Source organism: Halorubellus litoreus, assembly GCF_037081675.1.
Classification (GTDB): Archaea; Halobacteriota; Halobacteria; order Halobacteriales; family Natrialbaceae; genus Halorubellus; species Halorubellus litoreus.
The window spans coordinates 60,818-82,641 of the sequence record NZ_JAZAQL010000001.1; the positions used below are offsets into that span (position 1 = coordinate 60,818).

A 21,824-nucleotide genomic window follows, 5' to 3' on the forward strand; every position below is an offset into this window, starting at 1 on the left:
CAAAAATATCTGAACGGTAGATTCATACGTTCATTCCGCGTAGTTCCTGTCATGAGCGCGATATCGATAGCGGGGTTGACGAAGGACTACGGGGACGTCCGCGCGAACGACGACGTCACCCTCGACGTCGAGTCCGGCGAGGTCTTCGGGTACCTCGGCCCGAACGGCGCCGGGAAGACCACCACCATCCGGACCATCATGGGCTTCCAGTCCCCGACCAGCGGGACCGCGACCGTCCTCGGCGCGGACGTCGACGACGAGGGCGCGCTCGTCGACGCGCGCGAACGAATCGGGTACCTCCCCGCGAACCCCGCGTTCGACGACGAGGCGACCGGCCGCGAGGTCCTCGACCTCCACGCGAGCGTCAAGGGCGACTCGCGACGCGAGGAACTCCTCGAGCTGTTCGAGGTCCCGGTCGACCGCGAGATACGCGGGTACTCCACCGGGCAACGCCAGAAGCTCGGGCTCGTCCAGGCGTTCATGCACGACCCCGACCTCCTCGTGATGGACGAACCCACCGCCGGCCTGGACCCGCTCGTCCAGCGGACGTTCAACGACTTCGTCCGCCAGGAGAAGGCCGCCGGGAAGACGTTCTTCCTGTCCTCGCACGTCCTCAGCGAGGTCCGCCGGGTCTGCGACCGCATCGGTATCATCCGCGACGGCCGCATCGTCGAGGTGGCGTCCGTCGCGGACGTCCTCCAGCGCGCCGGCAAGTACGTTCGAGTTCGCGTCGCCGCCGACGTGGCGCGCGAGGACGTCTCCCTCGACGGCGTGCACGAGCTCACGGTCCAGTCCGTCGACGGCGGATACGCGGACCTCCCGATGGCGACCGCCGGCGGGGCCGGCGAGGGGAGCGACGAGCGAGACGCGGACGCGACCGGAACCGCGTTCGCCGAGTTGACGTTCACGTACACGGGGTCGTTCGACGCGCTCGTCGACTACCTCGACGGCTTCCACGTCCTCGAACTCGACGTCGAGGAAGCACCCCTCGAGCGCGTCTTCATGCGGTTCTACGACGACGAGACCGTCGGCGTCGACACCGGGGCCGACGTTGCCGGAGCCGGGACCGGAGACGCCCGCACCGAGTCGACCGACCGCGGCGACGACCCGATGCCAGCGGGCGCGGACGCCGGCCACGGGGGTGACGCCTGATGTTCGAGTTCGCGCGGTACTACGGGCGTCGACGCGTCAAAGGAACGGCCGTGATGACCGCCGGGTTCGCGGTGCTCGTCGCGCTCTACGTCTGGATGTTCCCGTCCATCAGCGAGGGTATCGACCTGGACGCGTACGTCGCGTCGCTCCCGCCCGCACTCCAGCAGGCGTTCGGCCTGCAGTCCCTGAACACCATCGAGGGGTTCCTCGCCGCGGAACTGTACGCGTTCGGGTGGGTGCTCCTGCTCGGCATCTACTTCGCGTACGCCGCCGCCAGCCTCGTCGCGGACGACGTCGACCGCGGCCGCATGGACATGCTCCTCTCCCTTCCAGTGACTCGGTCGAAGGTCCTCCTGGAGAAGTTCGCGAGCATCCTCGTCCCGCTCGTCGTCGTGAACGTCGTCACGCCGGTCGTCGTCTACCTCGCCGTCCTCGGCATCGACGAGTCCATCGCGATCGCCGACCTGGCGATGGTGCACGCGCTCGCCGTGCCCTACCTGCTGGTCGCCGCCGGCGTCGGCCTCCTCGCCTCCGTCGTCTTCGACCGTGCGAGCGTCGCCCAGCGCGTCGCAGCCGGCGGGTTCTTCGGGTTCTTCCTGCTCGACTCCGTCACCGCCGGCACCGACGTCGCGTGGCTCGGCACGCTCTCGCCGTCGCGGTACTACGACCCGACCGCGGTGCTCGTCTCGAGCGAGTGGGACCTCCAGGGCGCCGGCGTCCTGCTCGCCGCCGCGGTCGTCCTCGTGCTCGCGAGTCGCGCGTACTTCCAGCGGAAGGACGTTGCATGACCCGCACCGGACGCCACTCGCGGTCGTCCCGTCGACGTCACGTCGCGAACCGGAAGCGTCGAGTCCGTCGGGTCGAACGTCGAGGTGAGAGATGAGCAGCGGCTTCAGTGACGCGGACCGGGAACGCATCCGCGAGGAGCTCGTCGCGGCGGGCCGCGAGCTCTTCGAGCGCTACGGGCTCTCGAAGACGACCATCGCCGACCTCACCGACCCGGTCGGTATCGCGAACGGGACGTTCTACCAGTTCTTCGACTCGAAGGAAGCCCTGTTCCTCGAGGTGCTCGACCGCGAGGGCGAACGTCTCCTCCCCGAGCTCGTCGCGCCGTTCGAGCGCGAGGACGACGACCCGGAGGCGGTCATCGTCGCGTTCCTCACGCGCCTCATGGACGAGATCGAGACGAACCCGCTCATCGAGCAGTTGCTCGTCGACGACGACGACCTCCAGCGGCTCAGGAACGTCCACACGGACGCGGAACTGGAGGCCGAACGCCAGGAATCGCTCGCGTACTTCCTGCCCTACGTCGAAGCGTGGTACGAGGCCGGCGCGGTCGACGGCCCGGACCCGGAGACGGTCGCGAACGCCATCCGCGCGGTCTCGCTGCTGACGCTGCACATCGACGACCTCGGTGGCGGCGACACGTACCGCGAGACCCGCGACCTCGTCATCCGCGCCGTCGCGAAGGGATTGACGACGGATTGACTGGTCCGTAACGTCCCTTACTCGTCCACGTCGTCGACGAGGTCGCTCGCCACGCCGACGTACCCCGTCGGCGTGAGCGTCTTGAGTTCCTCGCGGACGCCGTCGTCGACGTCGAGGTCGTCGAAGAGGGCGTGGAAGTCCTCCATCGTCACGCGCTTCCCTCTGGTGAGGGCCTTGACGCGCTCGTAGGCGTCGGTGTCGCCCTCGCGGCGGAGGATGGTCTGGATGGCTTCGCCGAGTATCTCCGGCGTGGATTCGAGGTCCTCGCGCATCACGTGCTCGTTCGGGACGACCTTCGCGAGCCCGTTCTGGGTCTTACCGTACGCGATGAGGCAGTGCGCGAACGCCCCGCCGATGTTGCGTTTCACGGTCGAATCGGAGAGGTCGCGCTGGAGCCTGGACGTGGTGACGTACTCCGCGAGGAAGTTGAGGTCCGAGTTCGCTTTCGAGAGGTTCCCTTCCGAGTTCTCGAAGTCGATGGGGTTGACCTTGTGCGGCATCGTCGAACTCCCCGTCTCGCCCTCGGTGGCTTCCTGTCCGAGGTAGCGCTGGCTGACGTACAGCCAGACGTCGAGGTCGAGGTCGAGCAGGACCTGGTTCGCGCCGCGGAGCGCGTCGAACAGCGCCGCGAGGTCGTCGCAGGGGTTCACCTGTGACGCGAGCGGCGTGAACCCGAGGCCGAGGTCGGTGACGAACTCGCGAGCGAACGCCCGCCAGTCGACGTCCGGGTACGCGGCGTGATGCGCGGCGTACGTGCCGGATGCACCGGCGAGCTTCCCGCTGAGGTCGGCGGCGGCGCTCGCGACCCTGGCAGTGGTCCGCCCGAGGCGGGCGGCGTACACCGCCATCTCCTTCCCGAACGTCGTCGGGGTCGCGGGCTGGCCGTGCGTGCGTGCGAGCATCGGGACGTCTCGGTGCTCGCGAGCCATCTCGGTGAGCGTGTCCCGTATCTCGCGGAGCTCGGGGAGGAGGACGTCCTCGACGGCACCCTTCGCGAGCAGGCGGTGCGCGAGGTTGTTCACGTCCTCGCTCGTGAGCCCGAAGTGGATCCAGTTCGCGGCGTCGAGGCCCTCCGGCTGATTCAGGCGGACGTAGTACTCGACGGCCTTCACGTCGTGGTTCGTCGCCGAGTAGTCGCCGTAGCCGTCGACCTCTATCTGCTTGACGACCTGGGCGTCCTCGGTCGACCAGTCCTCGTAGCACGACCGGAGTTCGGCCGCCTGCGCGTCCGATATCTCCAGGGGCGTGGCGTCGAGGTCGCTCAGGGCGAGGAGGTACTCGACCTCGACCTGGACGCGAGCGCGCATCAGCGCGGACTCGCTCGCGTACGGCGCGAGCGGACTGGTCCGCGAGGCGTACCGGCCGTCCAGTGGCGAGACGGCCAGCAGGGGGTCTGTCATGGCCGGAACTGCCACCGGTGTCGGGAAAAGCGTGTCGGAACGCAACCACACGGGCGTGCATACTCGTGGCGATACTCAGGGCACTCGCGGCACAGTTATGCTCGTTCGTGCATACATTCGCGGTCTGGACCGAAACCACTAACCCGCCAGCGAAAGCGGCTGTAGGTATGACACGCATCGCGGGCCTCGCCTCGAACCGCGGCCGGAACCTCGTGCACGTCCAGGACCTCCAGCCCGGCGGCGCCGACCTCGCCGTCGTCGCATCCAATCACGCCGACGCACCCGTCCTCGAGAAGGCAGCGGACCGGGGCATCCCCACGGTCGCCGTCGAACGCGGCGACGACGAATCCCGACGCGAGCACGAGCAGCGACTCGTCGACGCCCTCGCCGAGTACGACGTCGACCTCGTCTGCCTCGACGGCTACATGCGCATCCTCTCCGATACCTTCCTCGACGCGATGCCGACGACGATCAACGTCCACCCGAGCCTCCTCCCGTCGTTCCCCGGCATGGACGCGTGGGGCGACGCGCTCGACGCCGGCGCGAAGACCACGGGCTGCACGGTGCACGTCGTCACCGACGCCACGGACGACGACGGGAACGTCGTCGACGAGAAGGTCGACGGCGGCCCCATCGTCACGCAAGAGCCCGTCCCGGTCTACGAGGGCGACGACGAGGATTCGCTCGCCGAGCGCGTCCTCTACGAGGGCGAGTTCAAGGCGTACCCGCGCGCCGTGAAGTGGTTCGCCGAGGACCGCGTCACCGTCGACGTGGACGCGAACACCGTCAGCGTCGAGGGCGACGACGCGGACGACGAAGGCGGACTCCCGGAGCGCCGCGTCGTCACCGAGGACCGCCACGCGGACCTCCGGTACGGCGAGAACCCGCATCAGGACGCCGCGCTCTACGCGGACGCGACGAGCGAGGAGGCGAGCGTCGTCCACGCCGACCAGTTGAACGAGGGCGCGAAGGCACTCAGCTACAACAACTACAACGACGCCGACGGCGCGCTGAACCTCATCAAGGAGTTCGACGAACCCGCCGCGGCGGTCATCAAGCACACCAACCCCGCGGGCTGCGCGACCGCGGACACCCTCGCCGAGGCGTACTCGGACGCGCTCGCGACCGACGCGAAGTCCGCGTTCGGCGGTATCGTCGCCCTCAACCGCGAGTGCGACGCCGACACCGCCGAACGCGTCGCGGACTCGTTCAAGGAGGTCGTCGTCGCCCCCGGCTACACCGACGACGCGCTCGACGTCCTCACCGCGAAGAAGAACCTCCGCGTGCTCGACGTCGGCCACCTGACTGCCTACTCTGACGACGGCGAACTCGTCGACGACCGCGAGCGCTTCACGAGCAAGGAACTCGTCGGCGGCCGCCTCGTCCAGGAGCGCGACCTCGAACCCGTCACGCGCGAGGACCTCGAGGTCGTCACCGAGCGCGAACCCACCGAGGAAGAGCTGGAGTCGATGCTGTTCGCGTGGAAGGTCCAGAAGCACGTCAAATCGAACGGTATCGTGTTCGCGAAGGGCACCGAAACCGTCGGGCTCGGCGTCGGCCAGGTCTCCAGAGTCGATGCGGTCGAGATCGCGGCGATGAAAGCCGAGCGCGACGCCGAAGGCAAGACGGCGGAGGGCGCCGTGATGGGGTCGGACGCGTTCTTCCCGTTCCCGGACGCCGTCGAGGAAGCCGCCGAAGCCGGTATCGAGGCCGTCATCCAACCCGGCGGGTCGAAGAACGACGACAAGGTCATCGAAGCGGCGAACGAGCTCGGAATGACGATGGTGCTGACCGGGCAGCGGTGTTTCCGGCACGATTGAGCGTCAGCGATTGAGTGCCGGAAATCGGCGAGTCGCAGCGCGCGAGCGAACGCAGTGAGCGAGCGCGACCGTCTCGCACGACTTCCGACATGACTGAACGTCAGTGAGGGAGTGCCGGAAGGCAGCGAGACGAGCGGAGCGAGTCTCGCCCGCCTCCAGACGCGGCCGAGCGGAGCGAGGCCGGGTCTGGAGACGGTGCACGTGGTCAGTCGGTGGTGGTTTCGTCGTCGCTCTCGATGCTGATGGTTCGTGTGAGACTGTTGAGGCCCCAGTCGAGGGTGAGTTCGAGTTCGTAGCTGTCGCCGTCGGTTGGGGCGTAGGGTTCGAAGGGGATGGTTTCGGTGTTGCCGGGGGTGATGGTGTCGCCGCGGGTCCACCACTTGTCGTGGATGGCGTTGTGCGTGCTGGTGGCGACGAGGGTGGCGGGGCTTCCGCCGTTGTTGTGGACTTCGAGTTCGTATCGGAGTGGGCCGCCGGTGACGGTGTCGGGGACGTGTGGGGTGACGTCGAGTTTCGGGGGGTCGCGGAGCGTGGCGAGGTGGGCGTCGTCGAGCGGGTATCGGGCGGTGCCGTTCGCGGTGTCGAGGACGACGCTGGCGGTGTCGTGGTCACCGGTGGGGACGGCGACGGCGAACTCCTCGGGTTGGTTGTCTTCGAGGCGGGCGTACCCTCCGTCGGTCACTGCGTCGTCGTCGACGCGAGCGCGAACGGGTGGGTCGCTGAACAGCTCGGTCGCGCGGTCCGTGCTCGCGTCGAGGACGCGAACGTCGAGGACGACCATGAGGTGGTCGGCGTGGCCGTGGGCGTCCCAGACCGGCCAGCCGTACTCCACGAACGACGACTGGAGGTCGAGCGCGCCGAGTTCCACGGTGACGGACCCGAGGTCGACCTCGTCGTCCTCGCCGACGACGCGCGGCGCGTCGGGCGTCGACGAGCCGTCGGTCGTGTTCGAACGGCTCGCGGGTTCGTTCGTTCCGCCGGTCGTGGTGTCGGCGTCGTCGCCGGTGTCCGCGTCGAGACAGCCGGCGAGGCCGAGCGCGAGCGCGTTGCTGGCGGTCGCTCCGAGGAGGGCGCGGCGGCGCATGCAGGAGGCTGGCCGGGCCGTCGGTAAGTGTCTTCGGCCCGGCGTCGACGGACGCGGGCCACCGACGCGCGGTCAGTCGTCGACGACCGCGACGTCGAAGTCCTGTTCCCCGAGCCCGTAGTCGACGACGACCTGAACGGTGTCGTAGCTCTCCTCGTCGACGCGCGTGTCGTGGACGTGTTCGGCGCTGACGGTCTCGCCGGGTGGGACGGTCGTGCGGTACGTCCACCAGGCGTCCTCGATGACGCTGTGGGTCGTCGTCCACGCGACGGTGCCGGGGGTCGCGCCGTCGTTCGTGACGGCGAACTCGACGGGGACGGTTGCGCCGCCGGTTTCCGCTGGGACGTCGAGCGTGGTCGAGTAGGTGGGTGGGTCCGCGAGGACGTCGCGCTGAGCGTCGGTCAGCGGGTAGCGTGCAGCCCCGTCGTTCCCGAGGACGACGGCGGCGTCCTGGACGGCGTCGCGGTCGGGGACGCTCGCGGCGAGTCGGTAGCCGTCCTGGTCGTTCTCGTTCACGAGCGCGCCGCTGCTGGCCTCCTCATCGTCGACCTCGACGTGGACGACGGTGTCCTGAATGACGTCCGCAGCGTCCGACGAGTCCTCGCCGGTCGGCGTCAGTGGGAGGACCGCGAACCGGCCGCGAGGATTCTGCTTCGCGTTCCAGTACCAGAACGGGCGGCCTTGCTCGACGAACGTCGACTGCAGGCGGAGGTCGCCGACCTCGAAGTCGACGCCGCCGAGGGTGACCACGTCTCCCGCTTCGATTTCTCGCGACCCGCCGAGCGGCCCGGCGATGCAGCCGGCGGTGCCGAGGGCGAGGGTCGTGCTGGCGGTCGACGCGGCGGAGGCGAGGAGGGCACGGCGGCGCATGCGTGGGTCTGTCGGTTGCTCCGACAAGTGTCTTCGGCTGGTACGCACCCGCGTCGTGCGTCGACGGCGCAGCGTGTCACGTCTCGACCGGGACGGTGCCGGTCCAGGCGTCCTGCCCCCAGTCGAGCGTGAGTTCGAGTTCGTCGCGGTCCCCGCAGAGGCACCCGAACCGGAAGCCGAACGTGGACTCGCCGCCGACGTCGGCGTCGAACTCGTGGGTCCAGTAGAGGTCGGTGGCGGCGTCGTGCGTGAGCAGCGCCGCGAGTCGACCGGGGGTGTCGCCGGCGTTCGTCGCCGTCGCCCAGGCGCGGGCGGTCCCAGCCTCAGGGACCGCGTCGGGCGGGTCGACGGCGACGCGCCACGCCGGCGGGGAGCGTAGTCGCCGCTGGAGCGCACGGTCGAGCGGGTACCGTCTTTCGCGGTCGTCCGCGTCCGTGAGGACCACGCGCCAGGCACTCCCGGAATCGCCGCCCGTCGTCGTCGACGGTGCGTCGAATCCGTCGAGCGCGTCGCCCGCGGGCACGGGGAACGCGATACGCGGCTGGCCGTCGCCGGCGCCGGAGGCGAGCGCGCCCGCGGCACCCGCGAGTCGGTCCGCGCCGCGTTCGACCGCGAGCGGGAGGTCCTCGATGGGTGCGTTGTACGCGCGGAGGTCGCAGTCGAGGACGACGTAGGCCGTGCCTGCGTCGCCGTGGACGGCCGCGGGCGCGGTGGTGTCGTCGACGAACGACGACTGCACGGAAAGCTCGCCGAGCGTCACCTCGCCGGCGTCGAGTTCGACGACGTCGCCCGCACCGACCTCGCGCTCGGGACCCAGGAGGGCGCAGCCGGCAAGGCTGGCGGGGACGGTCGAGCCGACGGTGGCGAGGAGGGCGCGGCGTCGCACGCTCGGGGATGACGCGGCCGCAGGTAAGTGCCTTCGGGAGCGTCGCGCGCCTTCGGCCGAATCGTGCGTGGGTTTTTCTACTGTGTACCGCGAATCTGGCGGTATGAGCGTACTCTCGGACCGACGGCTGCGGTGGTTGTCGGTGGTGCTGGTGCTGTCCGTGCTGGCGGGGGTGAGTGTGACGGTCGCGGGCGCGGTCGCGGTGGTGTCGGCGGTCGCGGGTGCGGCGGCCGGTGACGTTCTGTTGGTAGTCGCGCTCCGTGCGGCGCTACCGTTCCTGCTCGGGCTCGCGACGCTCACGGTGGTGGGCGCCGGTGCGCTCGGGTGGTTGCTGGTTCGGGCGCTCAGGCTCGCGGAGCTCCCGCGGAGCGAGCGACTGGAGCGCGTCGCTCGCGCCGTCGAACGGCTCGTTCCGTGGCTGGTCGAGGGGAAGGTGTCGCGGCGGGTCGCGCCGACGGTCGATGACCGCCGCGAGGCCGTCGCGCACCGGTACGCGGCCGGCGAGCTCACGGAGGACGAGCTGGAGCGGGAGCTCGAGCGCGTGCTGGCCGACGAGGAGTCGGCGACGGAGTGGTCGATGGCGGACGGCGACGACGCATTCGATAGAGCGTTCCGGGCGGACCTCGCTCGAGGGAAGACCAACACGGACGACGTCTACGAGGTTGCAGGCGGCGACCCCGACGTGCTCGAGGGTGCCGGCGGCGACCACGATGCTGAGGTCGGGGCGCACGACCGCGCCGGCGTGGACGTGGACCACGATCGACGGTAGGCGCTGGCGGCTTCTCCCTCGCAGGTTTCTTCTCTCGGCGGCCCGTCGACGGTTCCATGGGGTTGTTCGACGCGATGCGTCGCGCGCTCGGTCGCGGCGGCGACGCGGACGCGACAGACGACGGTGACGAGAGCGACGGTGCCGACGCTGGCGGGGACGGCGCGAGCGGCGAGTGGGGCGTGGACGCGGACGCGGCGGCGCTGGACCCGCAGCCGGGGCCGCGGCGTCGCGGCGGCGGGCACGGCCGCCACTGGGATACCGCGGTCGACTCGGACGCGGCGCTGCAACGCGTCGTCGCGACGACGCTCGACGAAGGGCGCGTCCGCGAGAGCCGCGTCGAGGGCGTGGACGCCGTCGAGTACGGCGCTGGCCACTTGCGCGCTCGCGTCCTCCGCGAGGACGGCGACGTCCTGACCGCGTACCCGGTCGGGGACGGCGTCGTCCACGAGACGACCGTGACCGACGTGACGCCGTGGGAGACCGACCTGGAGGCGGACGCGACGATCGTCCTCGGCCCGGAGGAGTTCGCGACGTACGGCGCGAGCGCGTGGGGCGTCGGCGGCGTCCCGCTCGGCGACGCCGAGGTCGAACTCGCGGCGCTCGCGTACGCCGTCGAGCTCGCGGACGAGGAGACGTACGAGACCGACGACGGCGGCGAGTTCTCCACGCGCGGGATGGCGGGGTTCGCGCCCGTCGAGGGCGGTGGCGTCGCGGACTTCGCGTTCCAGACCACGGTCAGAGAGGTCCAGCGCGTCCCGTTCTTCGACGCGAACGGCTACCGGTTCCGCGTGCCGCTCACCAGGGACGGCGACGGCACCGACTACGAGACGTGGCTGTACGCCGGCGCGCACGCTATCGACGGCCGCGTGCCCGAAGCCGGCGAGGACGTCTCGGGGGTCTTCTGGGTGCAGTCGCACGTGCGGTGAGGTCGGGCGAGGGGGTCAGCCCTCGAGGACCTGGTCGTAGAGCAGGAGGCGATCGAGTCGATAATAGCTGTCTGCAACCCGAACGGAGATGTTCTCGGGCGGTTCGTCGTGGCGTTCGCGGTACCGGTCCGACGCGTCGGTGAGCGCCGAGAGCAGCGACTGGAACGCCGTCGGGTCGTCGCCCTCGCAGGCGACGGCGCTCCCGCGGTCGAGGTAGTAGCGGACGACGAGCTTGGCGGGGTCGGCGAGGTCGCGGTACGGGACGACTGCCGCCTCGTCGCCCACCTCGTCCAGCGGCCCGGCGAACGACACGGACGCTCGCACCCAGTCCTCGTCGCAGGCACCGCGCTCGCGGAGCGACTCCGGCGGGTTCGAGACGGTGAACGTGTCGGTGCCGGTGGCAGGGAGTCCAGCGAGGCAGCCACCGCTCCCGGCTGCGAGGCCGGTCGCGGCGACGAGCAGGGGTCGTCGTCGCACGCAACCGGGTTCGGCCGCGTCCCGCAAGAACCCCGGCGTTGGGTGAAACGCCGACTTGGGTGACCCGCCTTCGACACGCCTAAGCGCCGCGGTCCGGTGACTACAGGCATGCAGTATCACGAGGCGGCGAACTTCCTGTTCGACCTGCGGCGGTACCGTCCGAGTCCGGGGACGGCGTCGACCGCGCGCCTCCTCGAGCACCTCGGCGACCCGCACGAAGGCTGCGAGTTCGTGCAGGTGGCGGGGTCGAACGGGAAGGGGAGTACGGCGCGGATGGTGGAGTCCGTGCTGCGGGAGACGGACCTGACGGTCGGGTTGTTCACGAGTCCGCACCTGGAGGACGTCCGCGAGCGCGTTCGCGTCGACGGGCGGAAGGTCACGCGCGAGGCGCTCGGCGAGTTCGTCGAGGAAGCGAAGCCCCACGTCTCGGCGCGGGCGGCCGACGGGGAGTCGCCGACGTTCTTCGAGACGATGACGGCGCTCGCGCTGTGGTACTTCGGGGAGCGCGAGGTCGACGTGGCGGTCTTGGAGGTCGGTATCGGCGGGAAGTTCGACGCGACGAGCGTCGTCGACCCCGCCGCCAGTGCGGTCACGAGCGTCACCCTCGAGCACACGGGCGTGCTCGGGGACACGATCGCGGAGATCGCGACCGACAAGGCCCACGTCGCGCCGGCTGACGCACCGCTCGTCACTGGTGCGACCGGTGAGGCGCTCGCGGCGGTCCGCGAGCAGGCGGGGGACGTCGTCACCGTCGGCACGGACGACGACGCGGACGTTCGCGTCGCGTACGAGGGGCGGACGAATCACGCGGAGGCGGCGGTCGGTATCGAGACGGACGCCGACGGTGCGCTCGACGTCCGCATCCCGCTCCTGGGCGAGTACCAGGCGGTGAACGCGGGCATCGCGGCGACGCTCGCGCGCCAGGTCGCGGACGTGAGCGACGACACGCTCGCCACGGGCCTGCGCTCTGCGCACTGGCCGGGCCGGTTCGAGGTGGTCTCCCAGGAGCCGTTGACGGTGCTCGACGGCGCGCACAACCCGGGTGCGTTCGAGGGGCTCGCCGAGACCCTGTCGACGTTCGACTACGGCGACCTCCACCTGGTCGTCGGCGCGATGCACGACAAGGACCACCGCGGGATGGCGGAGGCGATTCCGACGCCCGCGCACTGTTATCCGTGCGAGCCGGACCTCGACCGAAGCGAGGACGCCGACGTCCTCGGACGCGTCTTCGGCGCGGACGCCGAGACGGTGACGCCACGGGAGTCGGTCGCGAGCGCGCTCGACGCCGCGCTCGACGCCGCCGGGTCGGAGGACTGCGTGCTCGTCACGGGGTCGCTGTTCGCGGTCGCGGAGGCCCGCGAGCGCTGGACGCGCATCGAGGTCCCGAAGACGATACGCGACCTCGACGACGCCGAGCGGACGCTCGCGGGCGCGAACGTCACCGACGGCGGCGTCGCGGAACTCCGCTCTGAGGGCGTGCATCGCGTCCTGCGGACGCGCCTCCAGGAGCGCCAGGCGAACGCGCTCAAGGAGGCGTTGCTGCGCGTCGGCGGCGAGTGCGCCGTTTCGGGACTCGACGGGAACGACGAGCGCGTGGACGTCGTCCTCATGGGGACGCTCGCGCAGTTCGAGCGACTCGCGGCCGCGCTCGACGACGGCCCGTACGGCCTCGCCCGGTTCGCCAGTGAACTCCGGGACGCACTCGCCCTCGACGCGCCCCACGGCACGGGTTCCGATACCGTCGAGGGCGACGGCGACGACGAGAACGCCGACCCGCAGTGGCCGTGGACGGATGGGACGGCCGTGATGGGTATCCTGAACGTGACGCCGGACTCGTTCTTCGACGGCGGCGAGTACGACCGCCTCGAGGACGCGGTCGCGCGCGCCGAGGAGATGGTCGCGAACGGCGTGGACGTCGTCGACGTCGGCGGGGAGTCGACGCGTCCGGGCGCGGACCCCGTCACGGTCGACGACGAGATCGACCGCGTCGTCCCGGTCATCGAATCCATCCGCGACGCGGGCCTCGACGTCACCATCAGCGTCGATACGCGGAAGGCGGCGGTCGCGGACGCCGCGCTCGACGCGGGCGCGGACGTCGTGAACGACGTCTCGGGGCTTTCCGACCCCGAGATGCGGTTCGTCGCCGCGGAGCACGACGCCGGGCTGTGCGTGATGCACTCCATCGACACGCCCGTCGACCCGGAGAACGACGTCGCGTACGACGACGTCGTCGAGGACGTCCTCGACCAGCTCCGCGAACAGGTCTTGCTCGCGGAGAAAGCCGGTGTCGCGCGCGAGGATATCGTCGTCGACCCCGGGCTCGGGTTCGGGAAGACCCCAGCGGAGTCGTTCGAACTGCTGGGGCGCGTCGACGAGTTCGCCGCGCTCGACTGCGCGGTCCTCGTCGGGCACTCCCACAAGTCGATGTTCGGCGCCATCGACCGCGACGAGGACGACCGGCTCTCGGCGACGGTCGCCGCGACCGCGCTCGCCGCCGACCGCGGCGCGGACGTCGTTCGCGTGCACGACGTCGACGAGAACGTCGCCGCGGTCGACGCCGCACGCGCCGCTCGTCGCCCCGGGGAACTCGAAGAAGACTGATTGTCGCGGGTCGAACTCCGTCCGTTCGACTCGCTGTGTGGAACTGGTCGCTCAGTTCGCGTCGGCGACGACCATCGCCCCGGCGTTGGCGGCGTCGAAGCCGGCCGGTGCGACGCGCTCGGTCGCGCTCTCGTTCTCGTCGGTCTGATGCTTGATGCCCTCGATCATCGTGAGGATCTCCTGTTCGCCCGCGGGGAGTTTCGTCGGGTGGCCGCCGATGGCGAGCACGATGTCGTCGCCGTGACGCACCCGGGTGACGTACAGTTTCACCTCGACCTCCTCGCCGCCGAACGTCGTGTTCGTCGCGAACACGCCGACGCGCGCGTCCTTCCCGAGGACGGACGCGGTCTTGTTCTCGACGAACCGCGCGTTCTCGAGGTTCCCGAACGCGGTGTCGTAGTCCGCGGTGAGGTTCGCGAGGATACCGCTGTAGCTCATGTTCGCGTACGGGTTCGTGGTGTGCCCGAACACGTCGACGCGATGCGTCGAGACGACCGCGAGGACGCCCGTGGTCTCCTCGGCGATGTCGTCGTACTTCTCGTACCGCAGGTACCAGTTCGTGACCTCGATCCGGCGGTCCGAGACGGTCTGGTTCACGACCAGTTCCTCGCGTAGTTGCCGTTCGTATCCGCTCGCCGTCTTCGCGTCCGCGTCGACGCTCACCTCGTTCGCCTGGTAGACGAGCGCCTCCTCGCCCGTGACGAACCCGATGCAGCCGCTCGTCACTATCACGAGGACGAGCGCGACGACACCCACGCTCCGCGTCGATTCCATGCACCAGTGGTGTCGGTAAGTGCCAATCAACCTTCCGGCTGTTCGGGTGCAGTGTATCGGCCCGCGAACTGGTCGATTCGGGCGAATTCTGGGATGCTGGTAGGTGTCCGAAACGCCCGCATTGTCGTGGTAAGACGTACCATAACGCGTGCTGAGTCGTCCAAAAGACCCTTAACCCAGGCTCTAATTACATCTCATTACAGATGGCCGACTTCCCCGACTACCTCGACGTCGACTACACGGACGGCGAAGGCGAGAACCCCGAGGACTACCCCTCGGTCGAACACAAGATCGAGAAAGCCATCGAGGTCACGAAGAAGGGCCTCGAGGAGTACGAGAACCCCGTCGTCATGTGGACCGGCGGGAAGGACTCGACGCTCACGCTGTACTTCGTCAAGGAGGTCGCCGACCGTTTCGACCTCGAGGTGCCGCCGGTCGTCTTCATCGACCACTTCCAGCACTTCGAGGAACTCATCGACTTCGCGAAGCACTGGGCCGACGAGTGGGACCTCGACGTCATCTGGGCGCGCAACGAGGACATCGGCTCCATCGTCGACGAGCGCGACCTCGAGCCCGGTGACGACATCGAGATCGACGAGCTCAGCGACCACAACCAGCATCACGTCCGGAACATCCTCGAGTACGAGGAGGACTCGTTCCCGTTCCTGCTCGACACGTACGTCGGCAACCACCTCCTGAAGACGGTGGCGCTCAACGACGCCATCGAGGAGCACGACGTCGACGGCATCCTCTCCGGCGTCCGCTGGGACGAGCAGGAAGCGCGCGCGGACGAGACGTTCTTCAGTCCGCGTCACGACCCCGACATCTACCCGCCCCACGACCGCATCCAGCCCATCCTGCACTTCGACGAGCGCGCGGTCTGGGACACGTTCTGGCACTTCACCATCCCGGACGTCGTCGAGGGCTACCCCGAGGAGGGCTACGTCCCCGAGAGCGACACGGACCTGCCCGAGGGCATCGAGCAGGAGGACATCCCCGTGAGCCCGAAGTACTTCGCCGGCTTCCGCTCGCTCGGGAGCGAAGTCAGTACGGACAAGTCCGCGGAGGAACCCGCGTGGCTCCAGGACCTCGACAACACGACCGAGCGCGCGGGCCGCGCCCAGGACAAGGAGGACCTGATGGAGCGCCTGCGCGACCTCGGCTACATGTAACGGCGGGCGACTGACGACTGACACACGTGACTGCGGCCGACTGACGGCCGACCGTCGACTCGCGGCCGGCCCGCGACGCAGCGTCTCCGTTCGATTCTTCGACGCTCGACCACGTAGCCGGCGGCTACTCGCATCGAGCTTTGGTAGCCGATTCCTGTGCTACTGGTTGTCGGCATACAACCAATACCTCCGGGCGCGTCAAGAGGGACATGAGTACGTTCCCAGAGTACGTCACAGTGGACTACGAGCGCGGGGCGAGTGAGACGCCCGCGGACTACGCGTCGCTCGAATCGAAGTTCGCGGTCGCCGCCGAGACGGTCCGGACGGCGCTCGAACAGTACGAGAACCCGGCCGTGATGTTCACGGGCGGGAAGGACTCGACGCTCGTCGCGTACGTCGTCCGCGAGGTCGCCGTCGAGGGCGGGTTCGACCTGCCACCGCTCGTGTTCCTCGACCACTACCGTCACTTCGAGGAGACGCTCGCGTTCGCCGAACGCTGGGCCGACGAGTGGGGTTTCGAACTGGTCGTCGCTCGCAACGACGCGTTCGCGAGCTTCGAGCCGGGGAGCGAGGTCGCGGTCGCGGACCTCCCCGAGCACACGCAGCGCGAACTCCGCGAGGTCCTCGAGTACGACGACGACGCGTTCGTGTTCTCGCCGGACACGCTCGCGGGCAACCACCTCCTGAAGACCGTCGCGCTCAACGAGACCATCACCGACCGCGGGTTCGACGGCGTCTTCTCCGGCATCCGATGGGACGAGCAGGACGCGAGAGCGACGGAGACGTTCTTCAGTCCGCGTCACGACGCCGAGAAGTACCCGCCCCACGACCGCGTGCACCCGATCCTCGCGTTCGACGAGCGCGCGGTCTGGGACGCCATCTGGGGGTACGTCGTCCCCGACAGCGTCCCCGGCTACCCGGACGGCCACGTGCCCGTCGACGTCCTCGACCTCCCCGACGACCTCGACGTCCTCGACCTCCCCGTGCACCCGCTGTACTTCGAGGGCTACCGGAGCCTCGGCACGAAGGAGGGGTCGGCGGCGAACGACGACCGCGCCGCGTGGACCCAGGACGTCGAGGGCACGACCGAGCGCGAGGGGCGCGCGCAGGACAAGGAGGACATCATGGCGCGACTCCGGGACCTCGGCTACATGTAGGGACGCGTCGGCGAGGGACGCGTCGGCGAGGCGTCCGTTCCGCGGGCGTCAGTCCCAGGAGCGGACGCGCGTGTAGTAGTTGAACATGTCCGCGTACGTCGGGTCGGCCGCGGCGACCTTCTCCCGGTTCGAGTCGTCCGGAATCGTGCGTTTCGCGAGGTCGACGGTCGCGCCGTCCTGGAGGAACCCGCGGCGTTCCTGGCCGTCCTCGAACAGCCGGCCGTCGCGGACGAACTCGGAGACGTCGCCGACGAGCCGACGGCCGTCGACGCGGAGGACGCGCGGGACGTCCGCGAGGAGCGCGTCGGGGTCGCCGGCGGCGACGCGCTCGCCGTGCTGGACGAACGCGACGTGACTCGCGATGTCGGCGTCCATCGGTTCGTGACTCGTGAAGACGACGGTCTTCCCGTCGTCGACGAGGTCGCGGAGGTACGAGTGCAGGCGGTCGATCGTCGTCATGTCCAGTTCCGCGCTCGGCTCGTCGAGCAGGTAGAGCGGGACGTCGACCGAGAGCGTCGCCGCGAGCTCGAGCTTGCGCGTCATCCCGCCCGAGTAGTCGCGAACGGGTTTGTCGAGCGCGTCCCTGTCGAGGTCGAGCCAGTCGACGATGTCGCGCCACTCGTCGGTCGCTCGCGGGTGGAGGCCCGCGTAGAACTCGAGGTTCTCGCGGCCCGTGAGGTCCGGGAGCGCGAGCCCGCCCTGGATCATGAACGAGAGGTCGGTTCTGGCCTCGGTCGGCGACCGCCCGAGCACCTCGACGTCGCCGTCGTCGGGCGAGAGCGCGCCGCAGAGACACGACAGGAGGATGGTCTTCCCGGCGCCGTTCGGCCCCATGAGGAGCGTGACGTCGTTCGCCGGCACGCGAAGGTCCGCGTCGTCGAGCACGACCGCGTCGCCGAACGTCTTCCGGACGCCGGTCGCGCTCACCGCGAGCGCGTCACTCACCCGCATCACCCCCGTAGACGGCGCGACGCATCGTGAGGACGGCGACACCCCAGAGCGCGACCGCGAACCCGAGGAGGACGACGAGGTAGACGGGGTCCGCGGGGAGTTCCGGCGGCGTGACGCCGGCGCTCGCGGCCGCGCTTCCATGGACGTCCGTGAGGTGGTATACCTGGAGGCGTGCGGCGAGCGAGTTCGGGACGAGGTTCACGTAGTCCGCGAGCGGCGACATCGCGGGCTGGACGCCGTTGAAGCCCGTGGAGAAGAACAGGACGAGGAGCGTGGTGTTCGTGATGACGGTGAGGTACTCGCCCTTCGTGACGACCGCCGAGAGCACGACCGCGGTCGACATCCCGACGATACAGAACAGGAGGAGGCTCGCGAGCACGACCGGCACCGAGAGTACGCTGTGGAGGTCGAAGCTCGCGCCGTCGACGTACCCGACCGCGATGACGCTCCAGAACGACGCGAGCGCGAGCACGAACCCGGCGAGGAACCGCCCGGTGAGGTCCGCCGACGGATAGACGGGGAGCGACCGGAGCTTCCGGTAGCGCTTCTCCTCGAGGTCGGCGGTGAAGTTCTGCGCGAACGAGACGAGCGTCACCGTGAACGCGCCGAACAGCCCGAACGAGATGGCGTTCGTCGCCTTCGTGTCCGCCATCACCGCCGCCAACTCGGCCTCCGGGACGCCCTGTGGTTCGCTGATGAACAGCACCATCGTGAGGAAGTACCAGAACACCGGCCAGAGGATCGCCCAGAACAGCGCGACCTTGCTGCGCGCGAGTTCGCGGAGCGACCGCCGAGCGAAGCTCTTCGTCTGCCTGTACCATGGGGCGACGCCCGTGGCGTCGTCCGCTCGCTGCGTCGTCTGGGTCGATGCGTGGTCGGTTGCCATGTGTGTCCTGGAATGGTCGGTCGTCGAGTGCGCGCGCTCGGTCGTTGCGTGATCGGTCGTCGTGGACTCGGACGTGGTCATGGGTCGAGCCCCCGGTCGAGGTACGCGAGCGCGAGCGGCCACGCGGACCGGGCGGCGCGAGCGTTCGCGTCGACCGAGCCGCCGCCGGCGAGCGAGAGCCCGGGCACGATGTCGCCGACGTCCGTGCGCGTCGCGTCGTACGGCACCGGGACGACGTGCCCGGCGCCGTCGGTCGAGTGGTGCTCGTGAGCGTACGCGTGGTCGTGCGCGTCGAGGCGCGCGTCGAGCTCGTCGCAGAACCGGCTGGACGGCCAGAGCGCGTCGTCGGTCCCGGAGACGAGGAGGACGGGGCCGGCGACGCGCTCGACGGGGATGCGGGCGTCCGCGACGACGTCGTCGTCGGCCTGCTCGATGCTGCGTTCGTAGATCGGGCGGAGTTCGAGTTCGTCGCGCTTCACGAACCGCCCGAGTGCACCGGGCACGAACCGCTTCCCGAACGAGTACGGGACGAAGGGAACGTCGACGCCGCCGCGCGTCCACGGCGTGCCGACGCTCCCCCAGCCGTCCGGGATGCCCTGGAAGACGACGCTGCTCGGCGCGTACGCGACCACCGCGCCGATCTCTGCGTTCTGCGCGGCGAGCAGGAGGCCGGCGTTCGCGCCGCGAGACCAGCCGACGACGCCGAACGGGGCGGCGCGGACGCTCGACCGGTTCGAGAGCCAGTCGAGCGCACGCTCGAAGTACTCGATGCGGATGCCGTCGAGCGCGTCCGGCCGCCCGTCGACCTCGGGGCCGAAGTACGAGAGCGCCAGCACCGCGTACCCCTCGCTCGCCAGCAGCGGCCCGACCTTCCACGGCGGGTCGCCGCCGCCACCGGCGAGCACGAGCACGCCCGGGTGCGGGCCGTCGCCCGCGGGTTCGAGGAACCGCCCGACGACGCCGCGGTCGTCGACGACCGACGCCGTGACGCCCTCGGGCGCGAGCACGCGCTCGACGGTCGTCTCCGCGACCGGTTCGCCGTCGACGCGCGCGGTCACGTCCACGACGAGCGACGTGACGGCTTCGTCGGGCGCTGCGAGGTCGCGCTCGGTCGTCATCGACAGCGTCCGGAACAACCCCATCGCGTCCGCGCCGTCGTACGCGTCGTCGACCGGCGCGTGCTCGGCGAGGTCGACGACGCCGTCGCCGTCCGCCTCGAACGTCGCCGACGACTCGAGGACGCCCGACCGGTCCGGCATCCGCGCCGAGAGTTCGACGCGCGCACCGGGGTCGACGCCCGAGAGCCGGAGTTCGACGCGCTCCGTGAACGCAGGACGGCGAGGCGTCACGTCGAACGAGGCGTCGGTCATGTCGACGCCACCCCCGTCGCGTCGCGGTCCGTCAGCGTGATGTGCGTCCGCGGTGACCGCTCGGGCACGATGCACGACGGCCGCGAGATAGCGCGACGAGTGACGCCACGGGACCGCGACCCGAGCCGCCGACCGCGGAGGCGGGTCGCGTGACGGTCGCGTGGGCCGCCGTCGCGCTCGCGTACGTCCTCGTCGTGCCGGTCGCGTTCGCGGGCGTCGTCGTGCTCGGCCCGCGCGTCGGGTACGCGTACCGGCGCGAGCACGACCGCTGGGTGTACGCCGCGCTGTCGATAGCGTTCGCGAGCGCGCTCGTCCTCGGCGGACCGGTCGCGCCGACGCTCCGGTTCGAGCCCGCGTTCGCGCTCGCACTCCCCGCCGGCGTCGCGCTCTACTTGCTCGACACCGCCGTCGTCGAACGCGTCACGGGCGCGGCCGTCGAACGCGGAACGAGCGAATTCGCGTACGCCGCACCGATGCTGCTCGCGGTCGTCCCCGAGGAACTCGTCTTCCGGACGGCGCTCGCCCCGCTCGCGAGCGCGTACGGCGACGTCGCGTTCGTCGCCGCCTCCGCCGTCGGGTTCGGGCTCGCGCACGTCGCTCGCGGCCGCCGAGAGGTCGCCCTGAAGACCTGGGATGGCGTGGCGTACGCCGTCGCGTACGTCGCGACCGGGACCGTCGTCGTGCCGGTGCTCGCTCATCTCGGGTACAACCTCGCTGCGTTGTGGACCATTGCGTTCACGGGAATGGATGCGGTCGGTCGGTGAGTTCGTCCCCGTCGAACGCCGGATGGTTCTCGGGGAGCGCGAACGGGAGCGTCAACGGCACGAGTTCCGGGACGACGACGCGCGTCACGGCGAGCCCGACGTCGCGGACGTCCCGCGTCGTCAGGTCGAACGCGATCGGCGTGAACCCCGCGTCGTCGAGTTCGTCGAGCACGAACTCGAGCGCGCGCTCGGTCGACCAGTCCGAGCGGTCCGGGAACCCCTCGGACGGGACGGGCTCCGGGTCGCGTTCGAACAGCGTCGCGACCTCGTCGAAGTGCTCGGGGAGCGTGTAGTAGAGGACGTTCGCGTCGAAGTTGTCCTCGGGGTCCGCCGGGTCGAGGTCGTCGACGTCGTACTCGACGGCGAGTTCGGCGGCGTACGGCCATCCCTGCACGCACTCGACGAGCGACGACAGCACGGCGTCGACGGGGTCGACGTCAGCGCCGCCGCCGAGCAGGAACTTCGGGCGTTCGTCGCGGTCGTTCACGAGCGCCGCACCGAGCGTCGGCACGTCCAGCGGGGAGTCGTACGCGAACGCGTGCGCGGTCGTCGCCCGGTCGACGTGGTCGTCGAGGAAGTCGTCGACGCCCGGGATGGACGCGGGGTCGTACCGCGTCGGCGGCTCCTGGCGCCCCCACGACCGCATGAACGCGTCGCGTTCGACGAGTTCGTAGAGCGACCCGAGGAGCGCCGACGGGACGTCCGGGCCCGCGGCGCAGCCGTTCGAGGTGCCGAGGAGTCGCGTCTCCGTCGCGGCGAGCGACCCGACGTCCGCCCACACGAGGTCCGCGGGCACCGCTACCGGTTCGCCCGTGAGGAGGTTCGTGCCGGTCGTCCACGGCAGTTCGACGTCGCGCGAGAACTCGGCGAGTCGCTGCTCGTAGACGCCGTCGCCCCAGATGTCGAGGTGCTCGTAGTCGACGACGCGCTCGCTTTCGGCGACCGCCTCGTACGTCGCCATCTCGAGGTCGTCGAGCGCCGGCGGGAAGCACAGACAGTAGCGTTCGACGGTCTCGCCGAGCGCGCTCATGAACGACCCTTCGAGGTCGCGGGCCTTCCCGCCGAGCGAGAGTTCGAGGGGCGCGTCGGCGTCAGCGAGGTACGCGACGTCGGTTGTGTCGGGCGTGCACAGCGTCGCCCGCGGCTCGTGGCGGGACTGCTGCATGAGGTGCAGCGAGTTCACGATGCCCGTGTGCTCGCCGAGCAGCCGTCCCGCGTTCGCGTCGATGGGCGTGTCGTGCACGTGGACGTCCACGGTCACGCACCTCCCCGAGCGG

General features: G+C 70.0%; 20 protein-coding genes. 10 read left to right on the forward strand and 10 right to left on the reverse strand.

Features of this window, described 5'->3' with window-relative positions; all coding sequences use genetic code 11:
- The first annotated feature begins 51 nt into the window (after positions 1-51).
- The 3 genes from VYJ16_RS00320 to VYJ16_RS00330 all read left to right on the forward strand — a co-directional run bounded on the left by VYJ16_RS00320 (position 52) and on the right by VYJ16_RS00330 (position 2,640).
- Entirely contained in the window at positions 52-1,152 is a 1,101-nt protein-coding gene (locus VYJ16_RS00320; protein ID WP_336348330.1) for an ABC transporter ATP-binding protein, read from the forward strand.
- Positions 1,152-1,940, forward strand: a complete 789-nt coding sequence (locus VYJ16_RS00325) for an ABC transporter permease subunit (protein WP_336348331.1) — start codon at positions 1,152-1,154, stop codon at positions 1,938-1,940. Before VYJ16_RS00320 ends, VYJ16_RS00325 begins: the two co-directional genes overlap by 1 nt.
- A gap of 91 nt (positions 1,941-2,031) precedes the next feature.
- Complete coding sequence (locus VYJ16_RS00330; RefSeq protein WP_336348332.1) at positions 2,032-2,640, forward strand: TetR/AcrR family transcriptional regulator; 609 nt, start codon at positions 2,032-2,034, stop codon at positions 2,638-2,640.
- Positions 2,641-2,657: 17 nt separating this feature from the next.
- Here VYJ16_RS00330 and purB read toward each other — a convergent pair whose 3' ends face one another.
- Positions 2,658-4,040, reverse strand: a complete 1,383-nt coding sequence (gene purB / locus VYJ16_RS00335; RefSeq protein WP_336348333.1) for an adenylosuccinate lyase — start codon at positions 4,038-4,040, stop codon at positions 2,658-2,660.
- Positions 4,041-4,207: 167 nt separating this feature from the next.
- Here purB and purH point away from each other — a divergent pair, with 167 nt between their 5' ends.
- Positions 4,208-5,860, forward strand: coding sequence for a bifunctional phosphoribosylaminoimidazolecarboxamide formyltransferase/IMP cyclohydrolase (gene purH / locus VYJ16_RS00340; protein ID WP_336348334.1), 1,653 nt, complete (start codon positions 4,208-4,210; stop codon positions 5,858-5,860).
- Positions 5,861-6,065: 205 nt separating this feature from the next.
- Here the strand turns inward: purH and VYJ16_RS00345 are convergent, their stop codons facing one another.
- The 3 genes from VYJ16_RS00345 to VYJ16_RS00355 form a co-directional block, all read right to left on the reverse strand.
- Positions 6,066-6,944: a hypothetical protein gene (locus VYJ16_RS00345; protein ID WP_336348335.1), complete on the reverse strand. Its 879-nt coding sequence runs from the start codon at positions 6,942-6,944 to the stop codon at positions 6,066-6,068.
- Positions 6,945-7,016: 72 nt separating this feature from the next.
- Complete coding sequence (locus VYJ16_RS00350) at positions 7,017-7,814, reverse strand: hypothetical protein (protein ID WP_336348336.1); 798 nt, start codon at positions 7,812-7,814, stop codon at positions 7,017-7,019.
- A 76-nt stretch (positions 7,815-7,890) separates the two neighbouring features.
- Positions 7,891-8,700 (reverse strand): hypothetical protein, encoded by an 810-nt coding sequence (locus tag VYJ16_RS00355; protein WP_336348337.1) that lies wholly within the window; start codon positions 8,698-8,700, stop codon positions 7,891-7,893.
- A gap of 103 nt (positions 8,701-8,803) precedes the next feature.
- On the opposite strand from VYJ16_RS00355, the gene VYJ16_RS00360 reads away from it, so the two are divergent.
- Both VYJ16_RS00360 and VYJ16_RS00365 read left to right on the forward strand, forming a co-directional pair.
- Positions 8,804-9,469, forward strand: a complete 666-nt coding sequence (locus VYJ16_RS00360; RefSeq protein ID WP_336348338.1) for a hypothetical protein — start codon at positions 8,804-8,806, stop codon at positions 9,467-9,469.
- A gap of 56 nt (positions 9,470-9,525) precedes the next feature.
- Positions 9,526-10,395, forward strand: a complete 870-nt coding sequence (locus VYJ16_RS00365) for a hypothetical protein (RefSeq protein WP_336348339.1) — start codon at positions 9,526-9,528, stop codon at positions 10,393-10,395.
- A gap of 15 nt (positions 10,396-10,410) precedes the next feature.
- Here the strand turns inward: VYJ16_RS00365 and VYJ16_RS00370 are convergent, their stop codons facing one another.
- Positions 10,411-10,872: a hypothetical protein gene (locus VYJ16_RS00370; protein WP_336348340.1), complete on the reverse strand. Its 462-nt coding sequence runs from the start codon at positions 10,870-10,872 to the stop codon at positions 10,411-10,413.
- A 108-nt stretch (positions 10,873-10,980) separates the two neighbouring features.
- Between VYJ16_RS00370 and folP the strand changes: the two genes are divergently transcribed.
- Positions 10,981-13,473 carry a dihydropteroate synthase gene (gene folP, locus VYJ16_RS00375; protein ID WP_336348341.1) on the forward strand — a complete coding sequence of 831 codons (2,493 nt, stop codon included), beginning with the start codon at positions 10,981-10,983 and terminating at the stop codon, positions 13,471-13,473.
- Positions 13,474-13,524: 51 nt separating this feature from the next.
- Here the strand turns inward: folP and VYJ16_RS00380 are convergent, their stop codons facing one another.
- Positions 13,525-14,247 (reverse strand): DUF6517 family protein, encoded by a 723-nt coding sequence (locus VYJ16_RS00380; protein WP_336348342.1) that lies wholly within the window; start codon positions 14,245-14,247, stop codon positions 13,525-13,527.
- 203 nt (positions 14,248-14,450) lie between these two features.
- On the opposite strand from VYJ16_RS00380, the gene VYJ16_RS00385 reads away from it, so the two are divergent.
- Positions 14,451-15,419 (forward strand): phosphoadenosine phosphosulfate reductase family protein, encoded by a 969-nt coding sequence (locus VYJ16_RS00385; protein WP_336348343.1) that lies wholly within the window; start codon positions 14,451-14,453, stop codon positions 15,417-15,419.
- 209 nt (positions 15,420-15,628) lie between these two features.
- A complete protein-coding gene (locus VYJ16_RS00390) occupies positions 15,629-16,576 on the forward strand; it encodes a phosphoadenosine phosphosulfate reductase family protein (protein WP_336348344.1) in 948 nt (315 codons plus the stop codon).
- A gap of 48 nt (positions 16,577-16,624) precedes the next feature.
- Here the strand turns inward: VYJ16_RS00390 and VYJ16_RS00395 are convergent, their stop codons facing one another.
- From VYJ16_RS00395 to VYJ16_RS00405, 3 genes are all read right to left on the reverse strand, one after another.
- Entirely contained in the window at positions 16,625-17,527 is a 903-nt protein-coding gene (locus VYJ16_RS00395; RefSeq protein WP_336348345.1) for an ABC transporter ATP-binding protein, read from the reverse strand.
- Positions 17,514-18,413, reverse strand: a complete 900-nt coding sequence (locus VYJ16_RS00400) for an ABC transporter permease (protein ID WP_336348346.1) — start codon at positions 18,411-18,413, stop codon at positions 17,514-17,516. The genes VYJ16_RS00395 and VYJ16_RS00400 overlap by 14 nt, the downstream gene beginning before the upstream one ends.
- Positions 18,414-18,490: 77 nt before the next feature.
- Positions 18,491-19,783, reverse strand: coding sequence for an acyl-CoA thioesterase/bile acid-CoA:amino acid N-acyltransferase family protein (locus VYJ16_RS00405; protein WP_336348347.1), 1,293 nt, complete (start codon positions 19,781-19,783; stop codon positions 18,491-18,493).
- Positions 19,784-19,932: 149 nt separating this feature from the next.
- On the opposite strand from VYJ16_RS00405, the gene VYJ16_RS00410 reads away from it, so the two are divergent.
- Positions 19,933-20,547, forward strand: a complete 615-nt coding sequence (locus tag VYJ16_RS00410) for a CPBP family intramembrane glutamic endopeptidase (RefSeq protein WP_336348348.1) — start codon at positions 19,933-19,935, stop codon at positions 20,545-20,547.
- Here the strand turns inward: VYJ16_RS00410 and VYJ16_RS00415 are convergent.
- Positions 20,519-21,808, reverse strand: coding sequence for a YcaO-like family protein (locus VYJ16_RS00415; protein WP_336348349.1), 1,290 nt, complete (start codon positions 21,806-21,808; stop codon positions 20,519-20,521). The two genes, VYJ16_RS00410 and VYJ16_RS00415, sit on opposite strands and share 29 nt — an antisense overlap.
- Positions 21,809-21,824: the final 16 nt, after the last annotated feature.